The organism is Caulobacter sp. KR2-114 (genome assembly GCF_049446115.1).
In the GTDB taxonomy this organism is placed as follows: Bacteria; Pseudomonadota; Alphaproteobacteria; order Caulobacterales; family Caulobacteraceae; genus Acaudatibacter.
The window spans coordinates 437,473-455,225 of record NZ_JBMSEC010000003.1 but is presented as its reverse complement, the minus strand read 5'-3'; the positions used below and the strand labels follow the sequence as shown (position 1 = coordinate 455,225).

The 17,753-nt window shown below is 71.7% G+C and carries 23 protein-coding genes and 1 tRNA gene; 14 read left to right on the top strand and 10 right to left on the bottom strand.

What is annotated here, in order from left to right:
* Positions 1 to 213: 213 nt before the first annotated feature.
* From ACO2Q3_RS14500 to ACO2Q3_RS14470, 7 genes are all read left to right on the top strand, one after another.
* A complete protein-coding gene (locus tag ACO2Q3_RS14500) occupies positions 214 to 1,518 on the top strand; it encodes a cytochrome P450 (protein ID WP_423307665.1) in 1,305 nt (434 codons plus the stop codon).
* 76 nt (positions 1,519 to 1,594) lie between these two features.
* A complete protein-coding gene (locus ACO2Q3_RS14495) occupies positions 1,595 to 2,467 on the top strand; it encodes a hypothetical protein (protein WP_423307663.1) in 873 nt (290 codons plus the stop codon).
* Between the two features lie 84 nt (positions 2,468 to 2,551).
* On the top strand, positions 2,552 to 2,848 hold the full coding sequence (locus ACO2Q3_RS14490; protein ID WP_423307661.1) for a hypothetical protein: 297 nt from the start codon (positions 2,552 to 2,554) through the stop codon (positions 2,846 to 2,848).
* Between the two features lie 113 nt (positions 2,849 to 2,961).
* Positions 2,962 to 3,831 (top strand): enoyl-CoA hydratase-related protein, encoded by an 870-nt coding sequence (locus tag ACO2Q3_RS14485; protein ID WP_423307659.1) that lies wholly within the window; start codon positions 2,962 to 2,964, stop codon positions 3,829 to 3,831.
* Between the two features lie 154 nt (positions 3,832 to 3,985).
* On the top strand, positions 3,986 to 4,444 hold the full coding sequence (locus ACO2Q3_RS14480) for a cupin domain-containing protein (protein WP_423307657.1): 459 nt from the start codon (positions 3,986 to 3,988) through the stop codon (positions 4,442 to 4,444).
* Positions 4,445 to 4,520: 76 nt separating this feature from the next.
* Entirely contained in the window at positions 4,521 to 5,681 is a 1,161-nt protein-coding gene (locus tag ACO2Q3_RS14475; protein WP_423307655.1) for a thiolase family protein, read from the top strand.
* Positions 5,682 to 5,925: 244 nt separating this feature from the next.
* Positions 5,926 to 7,269: an epoxide hydrolase family protein gene (locus tag ACO2Q3_RS14470; RefSeq protein WP_423307653.1), complete on the top strand. Its 1,344-nt coding sequence runs from the start codon at positions 5,926 to 5,928 to the stop codon at positions 7,267 to 7,269.
* 50 nt (positions 7,270 to 7,319) lie between these two features.
* Here the strand turns inward: ACO2Q3_RS14470 and ACO2Q3_RS14465 are convergent, their stop codons facing one another.
* From ACO2Q3_RS14465 to ACO2Q3_RS14450, 4 genes are all read right to left on the bottom strand, one after another.
* Positions 7,320 to 7,748, bottom strand: a complete 429-nt coding sequence (locus ACO2Q3_RS14465) for a VOC family protein (protein WP_423307651.1) — start codon at positions 7,746 to 7,748, stop codon at positions 7,320 to 7,322.
* A gap of 84 nt (positions 7,749 to 7,832) precedes the next feature.
* Positions 7,833 to 8,570, bottom strand: coding sequence for a 2OG-Fe dioxygenase family protein (locus ACO2Q3_RS14460; protein ID WP_423307649.1), 738 nt, complete (start codon positions 8,568 to 8,570; stop codon positions 7,833 to 7,835).
* An 84-nt stretch (positions 8,571 to 8,654) separates the two neighbouring features.
* On the bottom strand, positions 8,655 to 9,512 hold the full coding sequence (locus ACO2Q3_RS14455; RefSeq protein ID WP_423307647.1) for an aldo/keto reductase: 858 nt from the start codon (positions 9,510 to 9,512) through the stop codon (positions 8,655 to 8,657).
* On the bottom strand, positions 9,509 to 9,838 hold the full coding sequence (locus tag ACO2Q3_RS14450) for a hypothetical protein (protein ID WP_423307645.1): 330 nt from the start codon (positions 9,836 to 9,838) through the stop codon (positions 9,509 to 9,511). The genes ACO2Q3_RS14455 and ACO2Q3_RS14450 overlap by 4 nt, the downstream gene beginning before the upstream one ends.
* Before the next feature lie 30 nt (positions 9,839 to 9,868).
* Between ACO2Q3_RS14450 and ACO2Q3_RS14445 the strand changes: the two genes are divergently transcribed.
* Together ACO2Q3_RS14445 and ACO2Q3_RS14440 are read left to right on the top strand one after the other, a co-directional pair.
* A complete protein-coding gene (locus tag ACO2Q3_RS14445) occupies positions 9,869 to 10,393 on the top strand; it encodes a hypothetical protein (protein WP_423307643.1) in 525 nt (174 codons plus the stop codon).
* Between the two features lie 115 nt (positions 10,394 to 10,508).
* Complete coding sequence (locus ACO2Q3_RS14440) at positions 10,509 to 10,832, top strand: low molecular weight protein tyrosine phosphatase family protein (protein WP_423307641.1); 324 nt, start codon at positions 10,509 to 10,511, stop codon at positions 10,830 to 10,832.
* 116 nt (positions 10,833 to 10,948) lie between these two features.
* Here ACO2Q3_RS14440 and ACO2Q3_RS14435 read toward each other — a convergent pair.
* Positions 10,949 to 11,038, bottom strand: a tRNA-Ser gene (locus ACO2Q3_RS14435).
* Between the two features lie 141 nt (positions 11,039 to 11,179).
* On the opposite strand from ACO2Q3_RS14435, the gene ACO2Q3_RS14430 reads away from it, so the two are divergent.
* Positions 11,180 to 11,524: an MmcQ/YjbR family DNA-binding protein gene (locus ACO2Q3_RS14430; protein WP_423307639.1), complete on the top strand. Its 345-nt coding sequence runs from the start codon at positions 11,180 to 11,182 to the stop codon at positions 11,522 to 11,524.
* Between the two features lie 27 nt (positions 11,525 to 11,551).
* Here ACO2Q3_RS14430 and ACO2Q3_RS14425 read toward each other — a convergent pair whose 3' ends face one another.
* The 3 genes from ACO2Q3_RS14425 to ACO2Q3_RS14415 form a co-directional block, all read right to left on the bottom strand.
* Complete coding sequence (locus tag ACO2Q3_RS14425; protein WP_423307637.1) at positions 11,552 to 12,910, bottom strand: MFS transporter; 1,359 nt, start codon at positions 12,908 to 12,910, stop codon at positions 11,552 to 11,554.
* 67 nt (positions 12,911 to 12,977) lie between these two features.
* Positions 12,978 to 13,133, bottom strand: coding sequence for a DUF3309 family protein (locus ACO2Q3_RS14420; RefSeq protein WP_423307635.1), 156 nt, complete (start codon positions 13,131 to 13,133; stop codon positions 12,978 to 12,980).
* Positions 13,134 to 13,248: 115 nt separating this feature from the next.
* Positions 13,249 to 13,650, bottom strand: a complete 402-nt coding sequence (locus ACO2Q3_RS14415; protein ID WP_423307633.1) for a DUF983 domain-containing protein — start codon at positions 13,648 to 13,650, stop codon at positions 13,249 to 13,251.
* A gap of 91 nt (positions 13,651 to 13,741) precedes the next feature.
* Between ACO2Q3_RS14415 and ACO2Q3_RS14410 the strand changes: the two genes are divergently transcribed.
* The 4 genes from ACO2Q3_RS14410 (at position 13,742) to ACO2Q3_RS14395 (ending at position 16,603) form a co-directional block, all read left to right on the top strand.
* On the top strand, positions 13,742 to 14,467 hold the full coding sequence (locus ACO2Q3_RS14410; protein ID WP_423307631.1) for a glutathione S-transferase: 726 nt from the start codon (positions 13,742 to 13,744) through the stop codon (positions 14,465 to 14,467).
* The gene (locus ACO2Q3_RS14405; protein ID WP_423307629.1) at positions 14,467 to 14,604 is read left to right on the top strand and encodes a hypothetical protein; all 138 of its coding nucleotides are present in this window, start codon (positions 14,467 to 14,469) and stop codon (positions 14,602 to 14,604) included. Before ACO2Q3_RS14410 ends, ACO2Q3_RS14405 begins: the two co-directional genes overlap by 1 nt.
* Before the next feature lie 246 nt (positions 14,605 to 14,850).
* Positions 14,851 to 16,227 (top strand): amidase family protein, encoded by a 1,377-nt coding sequence (locus tag ACO2Q3_RS14400; protein WP_423307627.1) that lies wholly within the window; start codon positions 14,851 to 14,853, stop codon positions 16,225 to 16,227.
* A gap of 238 nt (positions 16,228 to 16,465) precedes the next feature.
* A complete protein-coding gene (locus ACO2Q3_RS14395) occupies positions 16,466 to 16,603 on the top strand; it encodes a hypothetical protein (RefSeq protein WP_423307625.1) in 138 nt (45 codons plus the stop codon).
* On the opposite strand, the gene ACO2Q3_RS14390 is transcribed toward ACO2Q3_RS14395, so the two are convergent.
* Entirely contained in the window at positions 16,600 to 17,052 is a 453-nt protein-coding gene (locus ACO2Q3_RS14390) for a hypothetical protein (RefSeq protein ID WP_423307623.1), read from the bottom strand. The two genes, ACO2Q3_RS14395 and ACO2Q3_RS14390, sit on opposite strands and share 4 nt — an antisense overlap.
* Before the next feature lie 51 nt (positions 17,053 to 17,103).
* Positions 17,104 to 17,688 carry a hypothetical protein gene (locus ACO2Q3_RS14385; RefSeq protein ID WP_423307621.1) on the bottom strand — a complete coding sequence of 195 codons (585 nt, stop codon included), beginning with the start codon at positions 17,686 to 17,688 and terminating at the stop codon, positions 17,104 to 17,106.
* Positions 17,689 to 17,753 lie beyond the last annotated feature (65 nt).

The following is a 17,753-nucleotide window of genomic DNA, read 5'->3' as shown; positions in this document are numbered from 1 at the left end:
AGCCCGCGCAAGCGGGCCGGGTGGGGGTCACCTGCCGGCGCACAGGCCAGTCAGATTGGCCGGCGTACGACATCCCCCTTCCTCACCCTGATCGCTGCGCGATCTGTCCCTCCCCACTTCGGGGGAGGGAGGGCGTCGCGAACCAAGTCACTCGCCATTGACATATCGCTGTTCAGGTACGACCGTTCCGCCCACAAGGGAGAGGAACCCGACATGACCATCGCCGTGAAGCCGGAGGCCGGCGCGGATGCCGGCGACGCGTACGCCCTGCCGCTGGCGGAGCTGAACCCGGCGCTCACCGAGCGCTTTCAGAACGACACCATCTGGCCGGTGTTCGAGCGCCTGCGCCGCGAGGATCCGGTGCATTTCACGGCCGACTCGGAGTTCGGCCCCTACTGGTCGGTGACCAAGTGGGAAGACATCATGGCGGTGGACACCAACCACGAGGTGTTCTCCTCGGCCGACGGCATCGGCCTGGCCAATCTCAAGGCCATGGAGGAACAGGACAAGGCCATGGAGGCCATGGGCCAGCAGCGCCGCCGCGGCGGGGCCGGCTTCATCACCATGGACGAGCCCGAGCACAGCGTGCACCGCAAGGCGGTCAGCCCCACGGTTGCCCCCGCCAACTTGGCGAAGATGGCGCCGCTGGTGCGCGAGCGGGCCGGGGCGATCCTGGACAGCCTGCCGATCGGGACGCCGTTCGACTGGGTCGACCTGATGTCCAAGGAACTGACCGCCATGACCCTGGCGACGCTGTTCGACTTCCCGTTCGAGGACCGCCGCAAGCTGCCGTACTGGTCGGACATGGTGATGAACCAGCCGGGCCACGGGCCGGTGAAGAGCTGGCAGCACAAGGCCGAGGCGATGGTCGAGTGCTTCGGCGCCTTCGAGGGCCTGTGGAATGAGCGGATTCAGGGCAAGGGCGACGGCATCGACCTGATCTCGATGCTCGTGAACCACCCCACCACCAACGCCATGTCGCGCGAGCAGTACCACGGCACGGTGATCCTGCTGATCGTCGGTGGCAACGACACCACCCGCAACACCATCTCGGGCAGCGTCAACTGGCTGAACAAGAACCCGGCCGAATACGACAAGCTGCGCGCCGACCCGTCGCTGATCACCTCGATGGTCTCCGAGACGATCCGCTACCAGACGCCGCTGGCGCACATGAGCCGCGTGGCGCTGAAGGACGCCGTGGTCGGGGGCAAGACCATCAAGGCCGGCGACCGGGTGGTGATGTGGTACATCTCCGGCAACCGCGACGACAGCGTGATCCAAAATCCGAACGCCTACATCATCGACCGCGAGCGCTCGCGCCAGCACCTGTCGTTCGGCTTCGGCGTGCACCGCTGCGTCGGCAACCGCGTCGCCGAACTGCAGCTGACCATCATCTGGGAAGAGATCCTCAAGCGCTTCCCGCGCATCGAGCTGGTCGAGGAGCCGGTGCTGACCTACTCGTCGTTCGTGCACGGCTACGAGAGCATGCAGGTGATCATCCCCGAAAAGGTCGCCTGAACCTTCCGGACACCGCCGGTTAAGCGCCTTCTGCTAGCGGATGGGACGACCCATCCAGGCAGAAGGCCTTGCTGGCATGACCCTGTCCCCGACCGCTTCCGCCCTCGCGACGGCGGCCTCGGCCGTCGCCCGCCCGACCGCGGGACCCTCCACGGCCTATGTGCCCAAGGCGGTGCTGGACCAGCTGGCGGCCGCGCGCAAGGCGGCGATCGGCAATGCCGTGACCCAGGCGCGGGGCGGCGCCCGCTTCCAGCCCGACGACATGTCCAAGGACCTGGCCCGCGCCAAGCTTCAGGCGCTGATCGAACGGGTGAAGATCCTGAAGAAGCTCTACGGCGCCAACCCGCGAGAGATGGCGCGGGCGCTGACCGAGGTGTTCAAGGAACTGAAGGCCGCGGTGAAGGCCTACCAGCAGGCCACCGGCGACGAACTGGGCATGGCCGGCGAAGCGGCCGAGGGCGCCCTGGGCGAGGCGGTCGCTCAGCCGCCCGTCGCCGCGTCGCAATCCGCCGCCGCCGCGACCGCCGGGGCTGGCGCCGCGGACGCGTCCTCCCCGTCCGACGGCGACGCGGCCGCCCCCACGGCGCAGGCTCCGGCCGAACCCACGTCCGCCACGTCGTCGGCATCGGATCCGCCGCCGGCGGGGGGCGAGCCGGCCTCCGGCGGCGCGTCGACCTACGCCGCCGTGACCCAGGGGGTGCGCGAGGGCATCGGCCAGGACGCCCTGTCGTTCGACCACGACGTCCGCGACTTCGTGCAGACGCTGTCGGACCTTCTGGATACCGCCCGGATGCAGACCAGGACCTCGCGCCCGGACAAGGCGACCCGCAGGGCCTTCGAGGACGCCGACAAGCAGTTGAAGGCGCTGCGCGACGACCTCGACGACCTCGATCGCGACGTGCGCGCCCAGGTCCCGACGCTGGGGCTGCGCCTGTCGGTGGCCGCCTGAATCTTGCAGCCCGCCCTGCGCGTGGCGGCGACTGTCCCGGAACGGGTCGGCCCGCCATCCCACTGAAGGCGGACAGGACGCATGATGGACTCCTACAGGGACACGCTCGGCTATCGATCCGCGGTGCTGGTGGGCCGCGCCCAGGGCCTGGCCGACGCCACCGACCTGCTGAAGCTGCTGAACCAGCCGCTGCTGCGCGCCCGCGCGGCGCTGGAGACCACGCCGCCGGACGAACAGCCGGCCGTGGTCTGCGCGCTGCAGGCCGAGATCGCCGCCACCCTGGCCGACGTCAGCCGGCGTCTGGCCGAGGCGCACCAGGAGATCGCCCAGGAAGCCTCGCTGCTCTCCGCCGAGGTGCGCATCGCCGGCGCGGTCAGCTGAGGCCGTAGCTCTCCGCCGCGGCTGAGGACGCCGGCGGACCCGTGCGTTCCCCTCTTGCCGGCCGCCAGGGCAGGGGCCCCAGGCTGCGCCGAACGAACCGGGAGGACGCCGTCGTGGCCAATGCATTCGACACCCAGTGGACCTGCTTCGACGTCGGCCTGGAGGGGCAGGTGGCGCACATCCGGCTTAACCGGCCGGATGCGTTCAACGCCATGAACCGGGCGTTCTGGAACGAGCTGCCGGCGATCGTCGGCGACATCGACGACAACGCCCGCGCCCGGACGATCGTCATCTCGTCCACCGGCCGGCACTTCTGCGCCGGCATGGACCTGGACAACTTCGCCGGCATCGGCGGCGGTGAGGGCGGCGACGGCGCGCGGACGGTGGATCGCTGGACGGCGGCCGAGGCCTCGCGCGAGCACCTGAAATCGCTGCAGGACGCCTTCTCGTGCCTCGACCGGGCGCGCATGCCGGTGATCGCCGCGATCCAGGGCGGCTGCGTCGGCGGCGGGGTCGACCTGACCAGCGCCTGCGATATCCGCTACGCCAGCGCCGACGCCTTCTTCTGCATCCAGGAGATCAACATCGGCATGACGGCCGACGCAGGCACCTTTCCGCGGCTGTGCCGGCTGATCCCGCAGGGCTGGGTGCGCGAGCTGGCCTATACCGGCCGTCGCCTTCCGGCCGAACGCGCGCGCGAGATCGGCCTGGTCAACGAGGTGCTGCCCGACCATGACGCCGTGGTCGCCCACGCCCTGGCCGCCGCCGCCGAGATCGCCGGCAAGGCGCCCCTGGCCGTCGCCGGCTCCAAGGCGATGATCAACTATGCGCGCGAGCACGACACCGAGACCGCGCTGGAACACCTGCGCGTGTGGCAGGCGGGCATGTTCGCCGGCCCGCACATGGCCGAGAGCTTTCAGGCCAAGCGCGAGGGCCGCGCGCCGCAGTTCCCCGACCTGGCCCCGGTGCGGCGCGGCATGTGACGGCGGGCGGCGACGCCTGCCGGCGCTTCGCGGTCCAAGCGCCCTATCGCGTGTCCGCGGATGCAAGGCGCCGGCGAGACCCGCGTCTAGCGTTCGTTCCGAGCCGCCGGCCAGGACGCCTCCACGGCGCCCGCCAGGCTCGGGAGCGCGCCGCATGGACAGCCACACCGCCCCGCCACCGGCCGCCGCGCGGCATGAGGCGGCCACGGACCACTTCCGCACCATTCGGCCGGAGGACATCGTCTGGCGGCCGTTCGCGGCGTTTCCACCCGCCGCGCGCCTGGCGGTCCTGATCGGTGATCCGACCCGTCCCGGCCCCTACGTGATCCGGGTCCACCTGCCCGCGGGCGAGAGACTGGCGCCGCACCGACACCCGGAAGATCGGGTCTATACGGTGATCTCGGGGGTCTTCTACATCGGTCTCGGCGAGGTGTTCGACGAGGCCGCCCTGGAAGCCTATCCGCCAGGGTCGGTCGTCGTCCTGCCCGGCGGCCAGGCGCACTTCCACTGGGCGAAGTCCGGCGACTACGTCACCCAGGTGACCGCCCTGGGCCCGCTGGGCCTGGCCTACATCGACCCGGACAACGACCCCAGGCGCAAGCGCGCATCCTGAACGCGCCGGCGGCGGTCTTGCGCCCCGCATGGCGGGCTCTATTTATATGACAATCGTCATATGATGGAGCCTTCCCATGACCGGAGCCGTGATCGCCGGGTACGCCCGCACCCCCTTCCACTTCGCGCGAAAGGGGGCTCTGGTCGGGGTCCGTCCCGACGATCTGGCGGCTGTCGCCATCAAGGGGCTGGTCGAGCGCAGCGGAATCGACCCCAACGCCATCGACGACGTGCTGCTGGGCTGCGCCTATCCGGAGGCCGAACAGGGTTCGAACATTGCCCGGCTGGCGGCGCTGCTGGCCGGCCTGCCGATCGAGGCGGGCGGCATGACGGTCAACCGGTTCTGCGGCTCGTCGATGTCGGCGATCCACATCGCGGCCGGCCAGATCGCCATCGGGGCCGGCGAGGCGTTCGTCTGCGGCGGGGTGGAATCGATGACCCGCGTGCCGCAGGGCGGCTTCAACCATTCGCCCAACCCAAGGTTCCGGGGCCGTGACGGCGCCCCGGCCGAGATCGACCTGGAGGCCTACATCCCGATGGGCGAGACGGCCGAGAACGTGGCGCGCATCTATGGCGTCAGCCGCGCGGACCAGGAAGCCCTGGCCTACGCCTCGCAGATGAAGGCCGCCGACGCGCAGGCGCAGGGGCGGCTGAACGGCGAGATCGTGCCGGTGACAACCTCGGACGGCGAGGTGGTGAGCGAAGACGGCTGCCTGCGGCCGCAGACCACGCTGGAGGGCCTGGCGTCGCTGAAGCCGGCCTTCCGCCCGGACGGCACGGTGACGGCCGGCACCTCGTCGCCGCTGACCGACGGCGCCTCGGCCGTGCTGGTCTGCTCGGAAGCTTTCGCGCGCGCCCACGGCCTGGACGTGCTGGCCCGCATCCGTTCGGTGGCCGTGGCCGGGGTGGCGCCGGAGATCATGGGCATGGGTCCGGTCCCGGCCACGCGCAAGGCTCTGGCCCGCGCCGGCCTGACCATCGACGACATCGACGTGGTGGAGATCAACGAGGCGTTCGGCAGCCAGGCCGTTGCCTGCCTGCGGGAACTCGGCATCGACGAGGCCCGGGTGAACCTTGACGGCGGCGGCATCGCCATCGGCCACCCCCTGGGCGCCACCGGCGCGCGCATCACCGGCAAGGCGGCGCAGCTGTTGCGGCGGGAAGGCGGCCGCTTCGCCGTGTCCACCCAGTGCATCGGCGGCGGCCAGGGCGTGGCGACGGTGCTGGAAGCCGTCTAGCGGCGGCCTCGAGGCCAGCGCGATCGCCTCGTCGGGGGCCGTGGAAGCTCGGGCGGGGCGGTCGCTGACGGCGCTGGGCCTGCGTTCATCCGCACGGGACGCAGTACAGGACGGTCCATACCAAGGTGTCGACGACACCCTGGTGCTATAGGGAGCGCCTTCCCGGCATCCAAAGTCATCCTGCGCCCGGTGACCTGCTTTCCTGGCGGACGGCAGGCGCCTCCGGGTATTCAGGAGGTCTGTCATGTCTTCAGAATCTGCCCGCACCACGCGGCGGGGTTTCCTGGCCGCGTCGGCGACGGCCGGCGCCATCGGCTTCGCCGCGAGTGCGTCCGCCGACGACTTCGTCCTGGCTGCCGATACGCCCGCCGGCGGCGGCGGCGCGGCGGGCGGCGGCGAGGCCATCCGGCCATTCCACGTGAGCTTCCCGTCGTCCGCGCTGGACGACCTGCGCCGGCGCATCCAGGCCACGCGCTGGCCAGACCGCGAGACCGTCGCCGACGACACCCAGGGCGTGCAGCTGGCGACGGCGCAGGCGCTCGCGCGCTACTGGGCCACGCAATACGATTGGCGCAAGTGCGAGGCGCGGCTGAACAGCCTGCCGAACTTCATGACCGAGATCGACGGGCTGGACTTCCACTTCATCCATGTCCGCTCGCGCCATCCCAACGCCCTTCCGCTGATCATCACCCATGGCTGGCCGGGCTCGATCATCGAACAGCTGAAGGTCATCGAACCGCTGACCGATCCCACCGCGCACGGCGGGACGGCGGCCGACGCCTTCGACGTGGTGATCCCGTCGCTGCCCGGCTACGGCTTCTCGGCCAAGCCGACCGCCCCGGGCTGGGATCCGCCGCGCGTCGCGCGCGCCTGGACCACCCTGATGCGGCGGCTGGGCTACAAGAGGTTCGTGGCGCAGGGCGGCGACTGGGGCAACGCGGTCTCCGAACAGATGGCGCTGCAGGCGCCGCCGGAGCTGCTGGCCATCTCCACCAACATGGCCGCCACCGTGCCGCCGGACATCGCCAAGGCGCTGGCGCTGGGCGAGCCGCCGCCGGCCAGCCTCAGCGCCGACGAGCGCCACGCCTGGGACCGGCTGGACTTCTTCTACAAGAAGGGCCTGGGCTACGCGAACGAGATGTCGCTGCGCCCGCAGACCCTGTACGGCATCGCCGACTCCCCGGTGGGCTTGGCCGCCTGGATCCTGGACCACGACGACGCCAGCGAGAAGCTGATCGCCCGGGTATTCGCCGGCGAAAGCGCCGGCCTCAGCCGCGACGACATCCTCGACAACATCACCATGTACTGGCTCACCAACACGGCGATCTCGTCGGCCCGGCTCTACTGGGACAACACCATCACCAGCCGCTCCGGCTTCTTCGACGTCAAGCACGTGACCATCCCGGTGGCCGTCAGCGTGTTTCCCGACGAGATCTATCCGGCCCCGCAGACCTGGGCGGAGAAGGCCTATCCGAAGCTGCTGCACTACAACAAGCTTCCGGCCGGCGGCCACTTCGCCGCCTGGGAGCAGCCTGCGCTGTTCACCAGCGAGATGCGGATGTCGTTCCGGTCGTTGCGCCAGGCCTAAGCGGCGCCGTTCAGGGACTTCAAGGGCCGGGGACGTCCCCGGCCCGCCCCTCAGGCCGGCTCCGGCGCGCCGGCCGCCATGGCCGCGGCCATGTCCATGAACATCGGCTCGAAGACGTTGCCGTCCGGGTCCTCGAAGGTGCGGCCATACATGAAGCCCAGGTCCTGCGGCTCGCGGATGTCGCCCTTGCCGCCGGCCGCGATGGCCGCCGCGACGATGGCGTCCACCTCGGCGCGGCTGTCGCGCGAGATGGCGAACAGCGCCGCGCTGGACGTATGCGGGTCGGTGACCGGGCGGGAAATGAAGGTGGCGTAGTAGTCGCGGGTCAGCAGCTGGAACACGATCTCGTCCGACCACATCATGGACGATGCGCGCTCGTCGCTGAACTGCGCGTTCTTCACGCAGCCGATCGCCTCGTAGAAGCACGTCGACGCCGCCAGGTCGCGCACGGGCAGGTTCACGAACAGCATCTTGGCCATGGGGCAGTCTCCTCAAGGTTACGTCTTCGGCGCAGAGGACGGCCGGCGCACGCCGGTTCCGACATCGGACCGACGAATAGTCCGCTAAGGCGCCCGGAAGGTGACGACCAAGGCGTCGCGATGGCCGGGGGCGGCGGGATCGATCGGGGTGATCGGCGTCACGCCGTGCAGCACCCGGCGATCGTCCAGGAAGATGCCGTCGCCAGGCTCGGTCAGGGTGAAGCGGCCCAGGCGCCGGCCGTCGGCGGCGCCGATCTCGGTCACCCCCTCGGCGACATTGCGCCGGCCGACCAGCATCACGAACACCCAGTCCACCCCGTCGCGGTGCAGGCCCTCGGGCGTGGGCCGACCCTCGGCGTCCGGCGTCGCCTCGATGCGGAACTGGTGCAGTTCCACATGCCACGGCTGGCGCGCCGGCCGGCCGGAGGCGGCGGTGAACAGGGCCCCGCAGCGGGCGAAGATCGCCTGCAGCACGGGGCCGTCCGCGACCGCGTCGGTGACCGGCTCGAACCAGCGCTGCACCCCGCCGTTCAGGCGGTTGAAGTCGCGGCTCTGGAAGTGCGGCTGGTGCGGCTTGCGCGTGGCGACGCCGGCCACGACCTCGAAGGTGGCGAAGCGCCGGCGGCGATAGCGGCCGCCGTCGGCCATGAACAGGTCCTGGCCCAGGTCGTCCCAGGACGCGGCGAACCGCGCCCAGTCCTCGGCGGCCGGCGCGCCCAGCAGGGCCAGGGTCTGCGTCCCCGCAAGCCGCGCATAGCCGGCGACGGCAAGCTCATGCTCCACCGCCGTCGCCTGCACGGCCCGTCCGTCGATCGCCTGCATGTCGTCCGCCTCCATCTCGGCGCTATGTGGCGCCGAAGCGCCCCGGGCGCCACCGGCGCGGCGGGGCCTGCAGACAGCGGGGTGTCAGCGGCGGTAGGCGGAGAGGGCTTGCGCGAACGCTTCGCCATCCGCGGGCGCCGCCGCCGCCGCGATGGCCTGGTCCGCCTGGTCGCGGTCCGACAGGCTGACGACGATGGCTGTCGTGGCCGGGTGCAGCAGCGGGAAGCGCAGGGCCGCGGCGACACTGGCCGGATCGCGCGGCAGGTCGCCGGCGAACAGCGGGCGCAGGGCGACGAAGCCCTGTCCCGCCGCCTGCAGCCGGTCCAGCCAGGGCGCGGCCTCCAGCTCCCGCGGGTTCAGATAGTCGACCAGGCCGTCGACGAACGGTTCGGCCAGGGCGGCGGCCCGGAACGGCTCGCTGTAGGGGAACATGGCGAAGGCGCCGATCTTGCCCTCGGCCTTCAGACGGTCGGCGGCCTCGGCGATGGCGTCGCGGTCGCGCCGCAGGATGTCCAGGCGCGGGGCGTCGTCGTTGGGCGTGTGGCGCACCATCCATTGCGCCACGTCCACGCGCTCGGCCGGCAGCTGGCGCAGCAGGGCTTCGACCCGCGCGCGCAGGCTCTGGGCGGAGAAGCCGGCTTCATCGAAGTGCGGCGCGGCGAGCTTGGCGATCAGCTCGATCGGCGCGGCCGGCCGCGCGCGGCGCAGCGCCGCCAGGGCCTGGCAGACGAACGGGTGGCTGTCGTACTCGTGGGAGACGTGGAAGCTGCTCACCCCGTGGTCCGACAGGTGCAGCAGCAGCGCCAGGGCGCTGTCCGCGTCGAACTTCGGCGGCGCCAGCCGCATGGTCCCCAGCGCCAGGGCGCTCAGGGTCACGTCCCTGCGCCCGAACCGCCGGCGCGGCGTGGCCATCAGGCGGCGGCCCGGCGCGCGGCCACTCACCGTCCGGTCTCGTCCACCACCACGGCCACGGTCTTGCCGCGTGACAGCGGCTCCCAGCCCGAGGCGATGGCCGAGGCGATCGCGCGCGCCACCAGCTCCGGGGGGATCTGCGAGGGCTTCAGCTGCGGCGCGCCATAGCGCGGCTGCGGCCCGGGCGGAAACTCCACCACCACCTCGCGCTTTCCCTCGCGGTGGCGCGCGGCGAGCGCCATGCCGTGCTGGCCGGCGGTGTCGCTGGACCAGCCGGGGCGGCGATGCAGCCGCCACAGATAGGGCTCTCCGTCGACCTCGATCTCGAATTCGGGGCTTTGCTTGGTCCGCGCCATGCGGGCAGGTTAGCCCGGTTGAGGCTGTTGATGGACATCTTTATCGGCGGCGGGGCCGACGATCTGGGCTGGCTGGGGTTCGGCGTGGTCCGCCAGTACGCGGCCGACTTCGCCGCGCGCACGGGCCGTCCGGCGCTTTATCTGCCGAACAACCGGCCCCGCCGCCTGCGCCGCGCGCTCGTGGCCGCCGTGCAGCGGACCGGCGCGGCAAACCTGGTCGGGCACAGCTGGGGCGCGGTGGACGCCTACGAGGCCGCGGTCTGGGCGGCGCGGCGCGGGCTGGCGGTGGCCAACCTCATCACCCTCGACCCGGTAAGCGGCCCCTTCCGCCGCCCCTCGCCCTGGCCGGGCGAGGCCGCCTGGCTGAACGTCACCCTGCAACCCAGCGCGCCGGACGCCTCCGACCGCCTCACGCGGCGCAGACCCCTGGCGCACAAGCCCTCCCGCCTGCCGCTGCACGCGGCCGACGCGCACCTGGTGCTCGACCTGCACCACTGGGACGTGGAGGCGATGATGCGCCGCTCCGGCGCCGAGGCGCGGCTGACAGGGGCGTGAGCGCAGCGCAGGCGGTCGCCGTGCGTCGCCGCGCCCCGGATTGTCCGCCACCACCACGGGCGCTAGGCTTGCCCATGCACCGTCGACCCTGCCCCTGTCCGGGCGCCGCGCCCCGATGAAGACCGTTCTGTTCGTGTGTTCGCAGAACCGCTTGCGCAGCCCGACCGCCGAGCAGGTGTTCCAGGCGCATCCGGGCATCGAGGTGGCGTCGGCGGGGACCAACAACGATGCGGACAATCCCCTGACACCGGAGCTGGTGCGCTGGGCCGACCTCATCTTCGTCATGGAAAAGACCCACCGGACCAAGCTGCAGCGGCGGTTCAAGGCCGACCTGAAGCGCGCCCGCGTGATCTGCCTGGATATCCCCGACGACTACGACTTCATGGACGAGGCCCTGGTGCGCCTGCTGAGGACCAAGGTGGAACGGCATCTGCCGTGACGAGGCCGCGTCGGTTGCTGCACGAAAATCCGCCGGGCCAAGCGCTCGCCCAGCAGGCCTTGCCGATGAAATCGTCAGGCGTCGCAGCTGTGTCGGGAGGGCCTACCCGTGACGGGTGGCGGTGAGAGAGGGATTCGAACCCTCGATAGAGTTTCCCCTATACACGCGTTCCAGGCGTGCGCCTTCAACCACTCGGCCACCTCACCCCACGCCGCGGCCTTCGGAAGGCCGCAACGGCGGAAGGCGGGCAAATATACTATCGTGCCCGGGGCCACAAGCGCCCGGGCCGGGGCATATTCGGCCTGTGACGGAAAGTCCGTCTTCGGCCGCGGGTGAGGGGAGGCTGCATGACCCTGGACGAGATCGAGGCCTTCTGCCTGTCGCTGCCGGGCGCCAGCGTGGTGGTGCAGTGGGGCGACGACCACGTCTACAAGGTCGGCGGCAAGATGTTCGCCGTCGCCGGCGGGCGGGCGCTGGGGATCAGCTTCAAGGCTTCCGAGATGGCCTTTGAGCTGCTGCCCGAGACCGGCGTGGCGCGCCCGGCGCCCTATCTGGGGCGGGCCCGGTGGCTGCAGGTCACCGACCCGGACGCGCTCGGCGACGAGGCGCTGCAGAGCTACCTGCAGCAGGCCCATGACCTGATCGTCGGCCGCCTGCCGAAGAAGACCCGTGCGGCGCTGGGGCGGTCCTGACGCCGCTGCGGGGCTGGCGGCCGGGGCTCAGTCCTCGAGAATCAGGCTGTGGCGCTGGGTGTCGCGCATGCGCAGGGCGGTGAGGGCGGCGATGGCGCACAGGGCGGCGACGTAGACGAAGAACGCCGACTCCACGTGATGCTGCTTCAGCCACAGGGCGACGCCCTCGGCGGTGCCGCCGAACACCGCGTTGGCCACGGCGTAGGGCAGGGCGACGCCCAGGGCGCGGATGTGCGCCGGAAACAACTCGCTCTTCACCACCGCGTTCACCGCCGTGTAGCCGGCCAGGCAGAACAGGGCCAGGCACACCAGCGCCAGGGCGGCGATGGGGTCGGTGGCGCGCGCCAGGGCCGTCATGATTGGATAGGTGGCCAGGGCCAGCGAGCCGAACGCGAACACCAGCAGCCGGCGCCGGCCGATCCGGTCGCCGACCCAGCCGAACAGCGGATGCACCAGCAGATAGGCCACCAGCGAGGCGGCGCTGATCTCCGTCGCCTGGTCCTTGCTGAAATGGCCGGAGTTGGTGAGGAACTTCTGCATGTAGGTGGTGAAGGCGTAGAAGGCGAGCGAGCCCGCCGAGGTCAGGGCGAAGATCATGCCCGTCTCGACCGGGTGGCGGACCACCAGGTGGTGGGTGGCCGAGCGGCCCTCGCGCTCGGCCTGGACGGCCTCGAACGAGCCGGTCTCCTCCAGGCCCCGCTGGATGGCGAACACCACCACCGCCAGCGCCGCGCCGATCACGAACGGGATGCGCCAGCCCCACGCCTCCAGCTGCGCCTTGGCCAGGGTGTGCTGCAGCACGATCAGCACCCCCAGCGCCAGCAGCTGGCCGCCGACGATGGTGACGAACTGGAACGACGACCAGAAGCCGCGGTTGGCCTTGCCGGCCATCTCGGACATGTAGGTGGCGCTGGCCCCATACTCGCCGCCCACCGACAGGCCCTGCAGCAGGCGGGCGACGGTCAGGATGATCGGCGCCGCCGCGCCGATGCGGGCGTAGCCAGGGGTCAGGGCGACGATCAGCGAGCCCAGGCACATCAGCGCCACCGACAGCACCAGGGCGGCCTTGCGCCCCGCGCGGTCGGCGTAGAGTCCCATCACCCATGCGCCCACCGGCCGGGCCAGGAACCCCAGGGCGAACACCCCGGCGGTCTGCAGCAGCTGGGCCGTCTGGTCGCCGTTGGGGAAGAAGGCCTTGGAGAAGTACAGCGCGAAGGAGGTGTAGGCGAACCAGTCGTACCACTCGACCAGGTTGCCGGCCGAGCCGCCGAGGATCGCCTGCACGCGCTTCCAGGGCGAAAGACTTGCAGAGGCGGGCAGGCGCGCAGCCGACGATGGGGCGGCGGCCACGCCCACGGCCGCGCCGCCCGGTTCAACCTGCCCCATCCGCATCCCCCGACCCTTTACTTCAGGCCAGGGTAGCGGCGGAACCGGGCGAGGCAAGGGAGCGGGGCTAGATCCTGCCGATCAGCACCAGCACGACGACGATCACCAGCACCAGGCCGACGCCGCCGGAGGGGAAGTAGCCCCAGCTGCGGCTGTAACCCCACGAGGGCAGGGCGCCCAGCAGGGCCAGGATCAGGATGACGATCAGAATGGTGCCAAGCATGGCGTTCCTCCAGACAGGTGCGGCGCCGCGCGGGGGCGCCGGTCTCTTGCCTGGACGAACGTGGGCTCGGGGCCGGGGTTCCTCGGACCGCCCGGGGGCGGCCGGGGCGGGGCGGCTACTCCAGCCGGTCCGCCGTGTGCAGGGCCCCGTCCTCGCGGGTGACCCGCATGGCGTACAGCATGCCCACCACCGCGCCCTTGATGCGCGGCAGCAGCAGCAGGGTGATCACCGCCAGCGGGATCAGGGTGCCGGGCACCACGATCCACAGCGAGGCGCGCCAGATGAACGACAGCGCCACCAGCGGCGCCACCACCAGGTGGCCGACGATCAGGATGGTGAAATAGGCCGGCCCGTCGTCCGACGGGTACTGGTCCAGGTCGTGGCCGCAGGCCGGGCAGGCGTCGTTGACCTTGAGGTAGCGCCAGTAGAGCTTGCCCTTGCCGCAGTTCGGGCAGCGCTCGGCGAAGCCGCGCAGCAGCGACCTTCCGACGGGACGTTTTGCGGGTTGGTCGAGCATGGCCCCCATATGGCGCGTTCCGCGTGGCGCCGAAAGGGCGCCAACGGCGTTATGGCCGCGTTAGGGTGTCGCGATCTGTCGGGAGCAGGCGATGGCGTACGAGCTGCACTACTGGCCGGGCATCCAGGGACGGGGCGAGTTCGTGCGCCTGGCCCTGGAGGACGCCGGGGTCGACTATGTGGACGTGGCGCGGCTGTCCGAGGCGGACGGTGGGGGCGAGGCGGCCCTGGTCAACTGGATGGACTTCGCCACCCCGCCCCCGTTCGCTCCGCCCATATTGCGCGCCAAGGGCCACACCATCGCCCAGACCGCCAATATCCTGGAGTTCATCGGCCGCCACCACGACCTGGCGCCGCCGGACGAGGACGGGCGCATGTGGGTCAACCAGCTGCAGCTGACCCTCGCCGACCTGGTGGCCGAGGTCCATGACACCCATCACCCGATCTCGTCCTCGACCTACTACGAGGACCAGAAGGACGCGGCCCTGGCCCGCGCCAAGGCGTTCCGCGAAGAGCGCATGCCCAAGTACCTCGGCTATTTCGAGCGCATCCTGCAGGGCAACGGCGCCGACGGCGGCGGCCTGGCGGGGGCGGCGATCACCTATGCCGACCTGTCGCTGTTCCAGGTCACGCGCGGGCTGCAGTACGCCTTCCCCAAGGCCATGCAGGCCCTGGCGCCCAAGATCCCCGGCGTGCTGCTGCTGGCCGAACAGGTACAGCGCCGGCGGCGCATCGCCAGCTACCTGAAGTCCGAGCGTCGCGTGCCTTTCAGCGAGGAGGGCATCTTCCGCCACTATCCCGAACTGGACGCCAACTGATGCCCGATCCCGAGCCGGACATCCCGCCGCAGCCGGCGGTCACCCCGGGCGAGGCGGCGGCCGAACAGACGCCGGACCTCAGCGACGCCGAGCGCGCCGCCTTGGCGCAAGAGGCGTCGCGGGCCGAGGACGCCTGAGACCGGGCCGGGGCGGCCCCTCACCTTCCCGCTCGCTGCGCGATCGGGCCCCTTCCTCTCCCTTAGGGGAGAAGAAAGCCGACCATGCGGTCGCGACTCCTGTTTCCTCTCCCTGCAGGGAGAGGAAGGGGCCCGCGCCCGCCAGGGCGTGGGAAGGTGAGGGGCCGCGGGCTCCTGCCATCGACGGCTGGACTCGCGCCGGCCCCTCTGGTCGAGTGCGCGCATAAAAGCATCGGGAGAACGACCATGGGGACCGCGACCGCCATCGACTTCAAGCGCGCCACCGCCGGGGACCTGGCGCAGGCCCTGCGCCGGCGCGAGGTCAGCGCCGTCGAGCTGGCCGACGCCGCCATCGCCGCCATCGAGGCCGGCGACGGTCCGATCAACGCGGTGGTGGTGCGCGACTTCGAGCGCGGCCGGGCGGCGGCCCGGGCGGCCGACGCGGCCCTGGCGCGGGGCGAGACGGCGCCGCTGCTGGGCGTGCCGATGACGGTCAAGGAGGCGCACAACGTCGCCGGCCTGCCGACCACCTGGGGCCTGGCCGCGGCCAAGGACTTCATCGCGTCCGAGGACAGCGTGGGCGTGCAGCGGCTGAAGGGCGCCGGGGCGGTGATCCTGGGCAAGACCAACGTGCCGCCCAACCTCGGCGACTGGCAGAGCGCCAATCCGGTCTACGGCCGCACCAACAACCCGCATGATCTTTCCCGCTCTCCCGGCGGCTCGTCGGGTGGCAGCGCGGCGGCCCTGGCGGCGGGCTTCGTGCCGCTGGAGTTCGGCTCCGACATCGGCGGCTCGATCCGCGTACCGTCGCACTTCTGCGGCGCCTATGGCCACAAGCCCAGCTACGACCTGATCCCGCAGCGCGGGCACATGCCCCCCGGCGTGGACGGCAATGGCACGGCGCTGGGGGTGATCGGACCGATGGCGCGCTCGGCCGCCGACCTGGCTCTGGCGCTGAAGGTGCTGGAAGGCCCGGCCGGGCTGGACGCGGTGGGCTACCGCGCCGACCTGCCGGCGCCGCGCGCCACCCGGCTGAAGGACTTCCGCGTGCTGGTGCTGGACAGCCATCCCCTGGCGCGGGTGGATCGCCAGATCCTGGCGGCCTCCGCCGACCTCGCCGGCCGGCTGGAAGCCGTCGGCGCCCGGGTCGAGCGCCAGAGCGCCCTGATCCCCGACCTGGAGGCCGCGCACCACACCTACCTCGGCATCCTGATGACGGTGATGTCGCGCGGCGCCCCGCCCGAGGCGCAGCGCAACCCGCCGGTCACCGCCTACCAGCTGATGGACATGCAGGACCACCAGATGGCCGTGCGGCGGCAGTGGGCGCGCCTCTACCAGGACTTCGACATCGTGCTGACCCCGACCCTTGGCGTGCTCGCCTTCCCGCATGACGACAGCCCCGACTGGGGCGCGCGCACCCTGCCGCTGGACGGCGAGGCCACCCCCTTCGGCGCCCAGCTCGCCTGGCCCGGCCTCGCGGTGTTCGGCCACCTGCCGTCGACCGCCTTCCCGGTGGCTCGCTCTGCCGACGGCCTGCCGATCGGCCTGCAGGCCATGGGGCCGTATCTGGAAGACTACACCTGCATCGCCTTCGCCGAGGCGGTGGCGCGCGAGGTGGGGTAGGGGTTCGGCGGGGCGCGCCTGAACCCCTCACCCTCCCATGGCTACGCCACGGGCCCCTCCCTCTCCCTATGGGAGAGGTGATTTTTCAGTTGCCACAAAGGCTTGAACGAACTCGAGCCGCCCCCCTCTTTCACCTCTCCCATAGGGAGAGGGAGGGGCCCGCGCGGCTTGCGCGAGCAAGTCGCGTGGGAAGGTGAGGGGTTCCGCCGCCCTCGCCGCCGATCCCCCTTTCCGGAGCATGCGCCGCCCGCCCAGTCATCGCATCTTCCCCGCACGGAGGGAGACTGCGGCGATGCGAATGCTGATCACGGCCCTGGCCGCCGCGGCGGCGGTGGCCTTCATGCTGCTGGCGGCGGGGCCGACGGCCGGCGCCTAGCCGGCGGCGCGCAGGGGCAGGGCGCGGCGCACCTGGCGCACGGCCAGGCAGCCGCAGGCGCGGTCGATCACCGGCGGCCCGGCGACGAAGCCCGTGGCGGCGAGGGCCGCGCGCAGCGGCGCGTCGACGGCCGGGCGGTCCAGCTGAACCACCAGGGTCCCGCCGTCCTTCAGCAGCCGGGCGGTGCGGGCGACCAGGGCGGCCAGCTCGGTGGCGCTAAGCGCGCCGACGATCAGCAGCACGTCGCTGGCCTCGTCGGCGCCGCGACAGGTGGCCTGGCGGGCGCACTCCACCCGCTCGAAGCCGGCCCGGAGCAGGGCGACCATGGCCGCCAAGCCGTCGGGACCGGCCACGCTGACCAGGTCTGTCGGGTGGGCGGCGGAAAGGGCGATGGCGCGCTCCACCACCTGGGTCGGGGACGCGAGGATGCTGGCGCCGAAGCTGCGCATGGGAACGCTCTGAAGCTGGAGGACATGGAGGCGGCCGCGGCGGGCGGCCGTTCAGGTGCGCTCGCCGGCGCAGGTGGGGGTGGGGTGCGGCTCGGCGGCCAGGGCCGCGGCGACGGCCTGGGCCATGGCGGTGTCGATCCGCCTGCGGCAGGCGGGCGCGCCGCAGCGGCAGTCGAACGGATCGGCGATCTCGGCTTCGGTGGTCAGATAGTCGAAGCTGATCAGCGCGCCTGGGGCGATGTCGCGCCGCGCCACCAGCGCCATCAGCCGGAAGCTCGGCCGGCCGTTGGGGTCGCAGGCGTGGGCCACGCGGGCCAGGATCGGGTCGTACAGGTGCTGCCCGTCCGGCGTCTGAACCGTGTAGCGGTCGCGCCGCGGGCGCCAGGAGATGTGGTCGAAGGTGAAGATCGGCTCGCCGGCGGCGAAGGCGCGCGTGGCGTACAGCGCCTCGCCCGTGCCGATGTGGCGGATCTCCAGCCCGTCGGGAGCGTGCGCCGGCTGCGGCGTCGGCAGGATGGGCAAGGCCGGCGCCCGGTCAGGCGCCGCGTCGGCCTCGAAGCGATGCGGGACGGGGGAGGGGTGTGGCCCCATGGACGGCTCCGGGTCTGGATCGCCGTCGGGATCGGAAAGCAACATGGCAAGCGCCTGGCTCAGCCGCACATCAGGCCGGTGCGGACGGCGAGGGTGTTATCGCGCCGATG

Coding starts and splice junctions, on each gene's coding strand:
- ACO2Q3_RS14470 (WP_423307653.1), top strand. CDS start 5,926: ATGTCTTCAGAATCTGCCCGCACCACGCGGCGGGGTTTCCTGGCCGCG.
- ACO2Q3_RS14490 (WP_423307661.1), top strand. CDS start 2,552: ATGGACTCCTACAGGGACACGCTCGGCTATCGATCCGCGGTGCTGGTG.
- ACO2Q3_RS14500 (WP_423307665.1), top strand. CDS start 214: ATGACCATCGCCGTGAAGCCGGAGGCCGGCGCGGATGCCGGCGACGCG.
- ACO2Q3_RS14395 (WP_423307625.1), top strand. CDS start 16,466: ATGCGCCGCCCGCCCAGTCATCGCATCTTCCCCGCACGGAGGGAGACT.
- ACO2Q3_RS14410 (WP_423307631.1), top strand. CDS start 13,742: ATGGCGTACGAGCTGCACTACTGGCCGGGCATCCAGGGACGGGGCGAG.
- ACO2Q3_RS14445 (WP_423307643.1), top strand. CDS start 9,869: ATGGACATCTTTATCGGCGGCGGGGCCGACGATCTGGGCTGGCTGGGG.
- ACO2Q3_RS14450 (WP_423307645.1), bottom strand. CDS start 9,838: ATGGCGCGGACCAAGCAAAGCCCCGAATTCGAGATCGAGGTCGACGGA.
- ACO2Q3_RS14430 (WP_423307639.1), top strand. CDS start 11,180: ATGACCCTGGACGAGATCGAGGCCTTCTGCCTGTCGCTGCCGGGCGCC.
- ACO2Q3_RS14440 (WP_423307641.1), top strand. CDS start 10,509: ATGAAGACCGTTCTGTTCGTGTGTTCGCAGAACCGCTTGCGCAGCCCG.
- ACO2Q3_RS14480 (WP_423307657.1), top strand. CDS start 3,986: ATGGACAGCCACACCGCCCCGCCACCGGCCGCCGCGCGGCATGAGGCG.
- ACO2Q3_RS14460 (WP_423307649.1), bottom strand. CDS start 8,570: ATGCAGGCGATCGACGGACGGGCCGTGCAGGCGACGGCGGTGGAGCAT.
- ACO2Q3_RS14405 (WP_423307629.1), top strand. CDS start 14,467: ATGCCCGATCCCGAGCCGGACATCCCGCCGCAGCCGGCGGTCACCCCG.
- ACO2Q3_RS14420 (WP_423307635.1), bottom strand. CDS start 13,133: ATGCTTGGCACCATTCTGATCGTCATCCTGATCCTGGCCCTGCTGGGC.
- ACO2Q3_RS14390 (WP_423307623.1), bottom strand. CDS start 17,052: ATGCGCAGCTTCGGCGCCAGCATCCTCGCGTCCCCGACCCAGGTGGTG.
- ACO2Q3_RS14475 (WP_423307655.1), top strand. CDS start 4,521: ATGACCGGAGCCGTGATCGCCGGGTACGCCCGCACCCCCTTCCACTTC.
- ACO2Q3_RS14465 (WP_423307651.1), bottom strand. CDS start 7,748: ATGGCCAAGATGCTGTTCGTGAACCTGCCCGTGCGCGACCTGGCGGCG.
- ACO2Q3_RS14495 (WP_423307663.1), top strand. CDS start 1,595: ATGACCCTGTCCCCGACCGCTTCCGCCCTCGCGACGGCGGCCTCGGCC.
- ACO2Q3_RS14385 (WP_423307621.1), bottom strand. CDS start 17,688: ATGTTGCTTTCCGATCCCGACGGCGATCCAGACCCGGAGCCGTCCATG.
- ACO2Q3_RS14425 (WP_423307637.1), bottom strand. CDS start 12,910: ATGGGGCAGGTTGAACCGGGCGGCGCGGCCGTGGGCGTGGCCGCCGCC.
- ACO2Q3_RS14400 (WP_423307627.1), top strand. CDS start 14,851: ATGGGGACCGCGACCGCCATCGACTTCAAGCGCGCCACCGCCGGGGAC.
- ACO2Q3_RS14415 (WP_423307633.1), bottom strand. CDS start 13,650: ATGCTCGACCAACCCGCAAAACGTCCCGTCGGAAGGTCGCTGCTGCGC.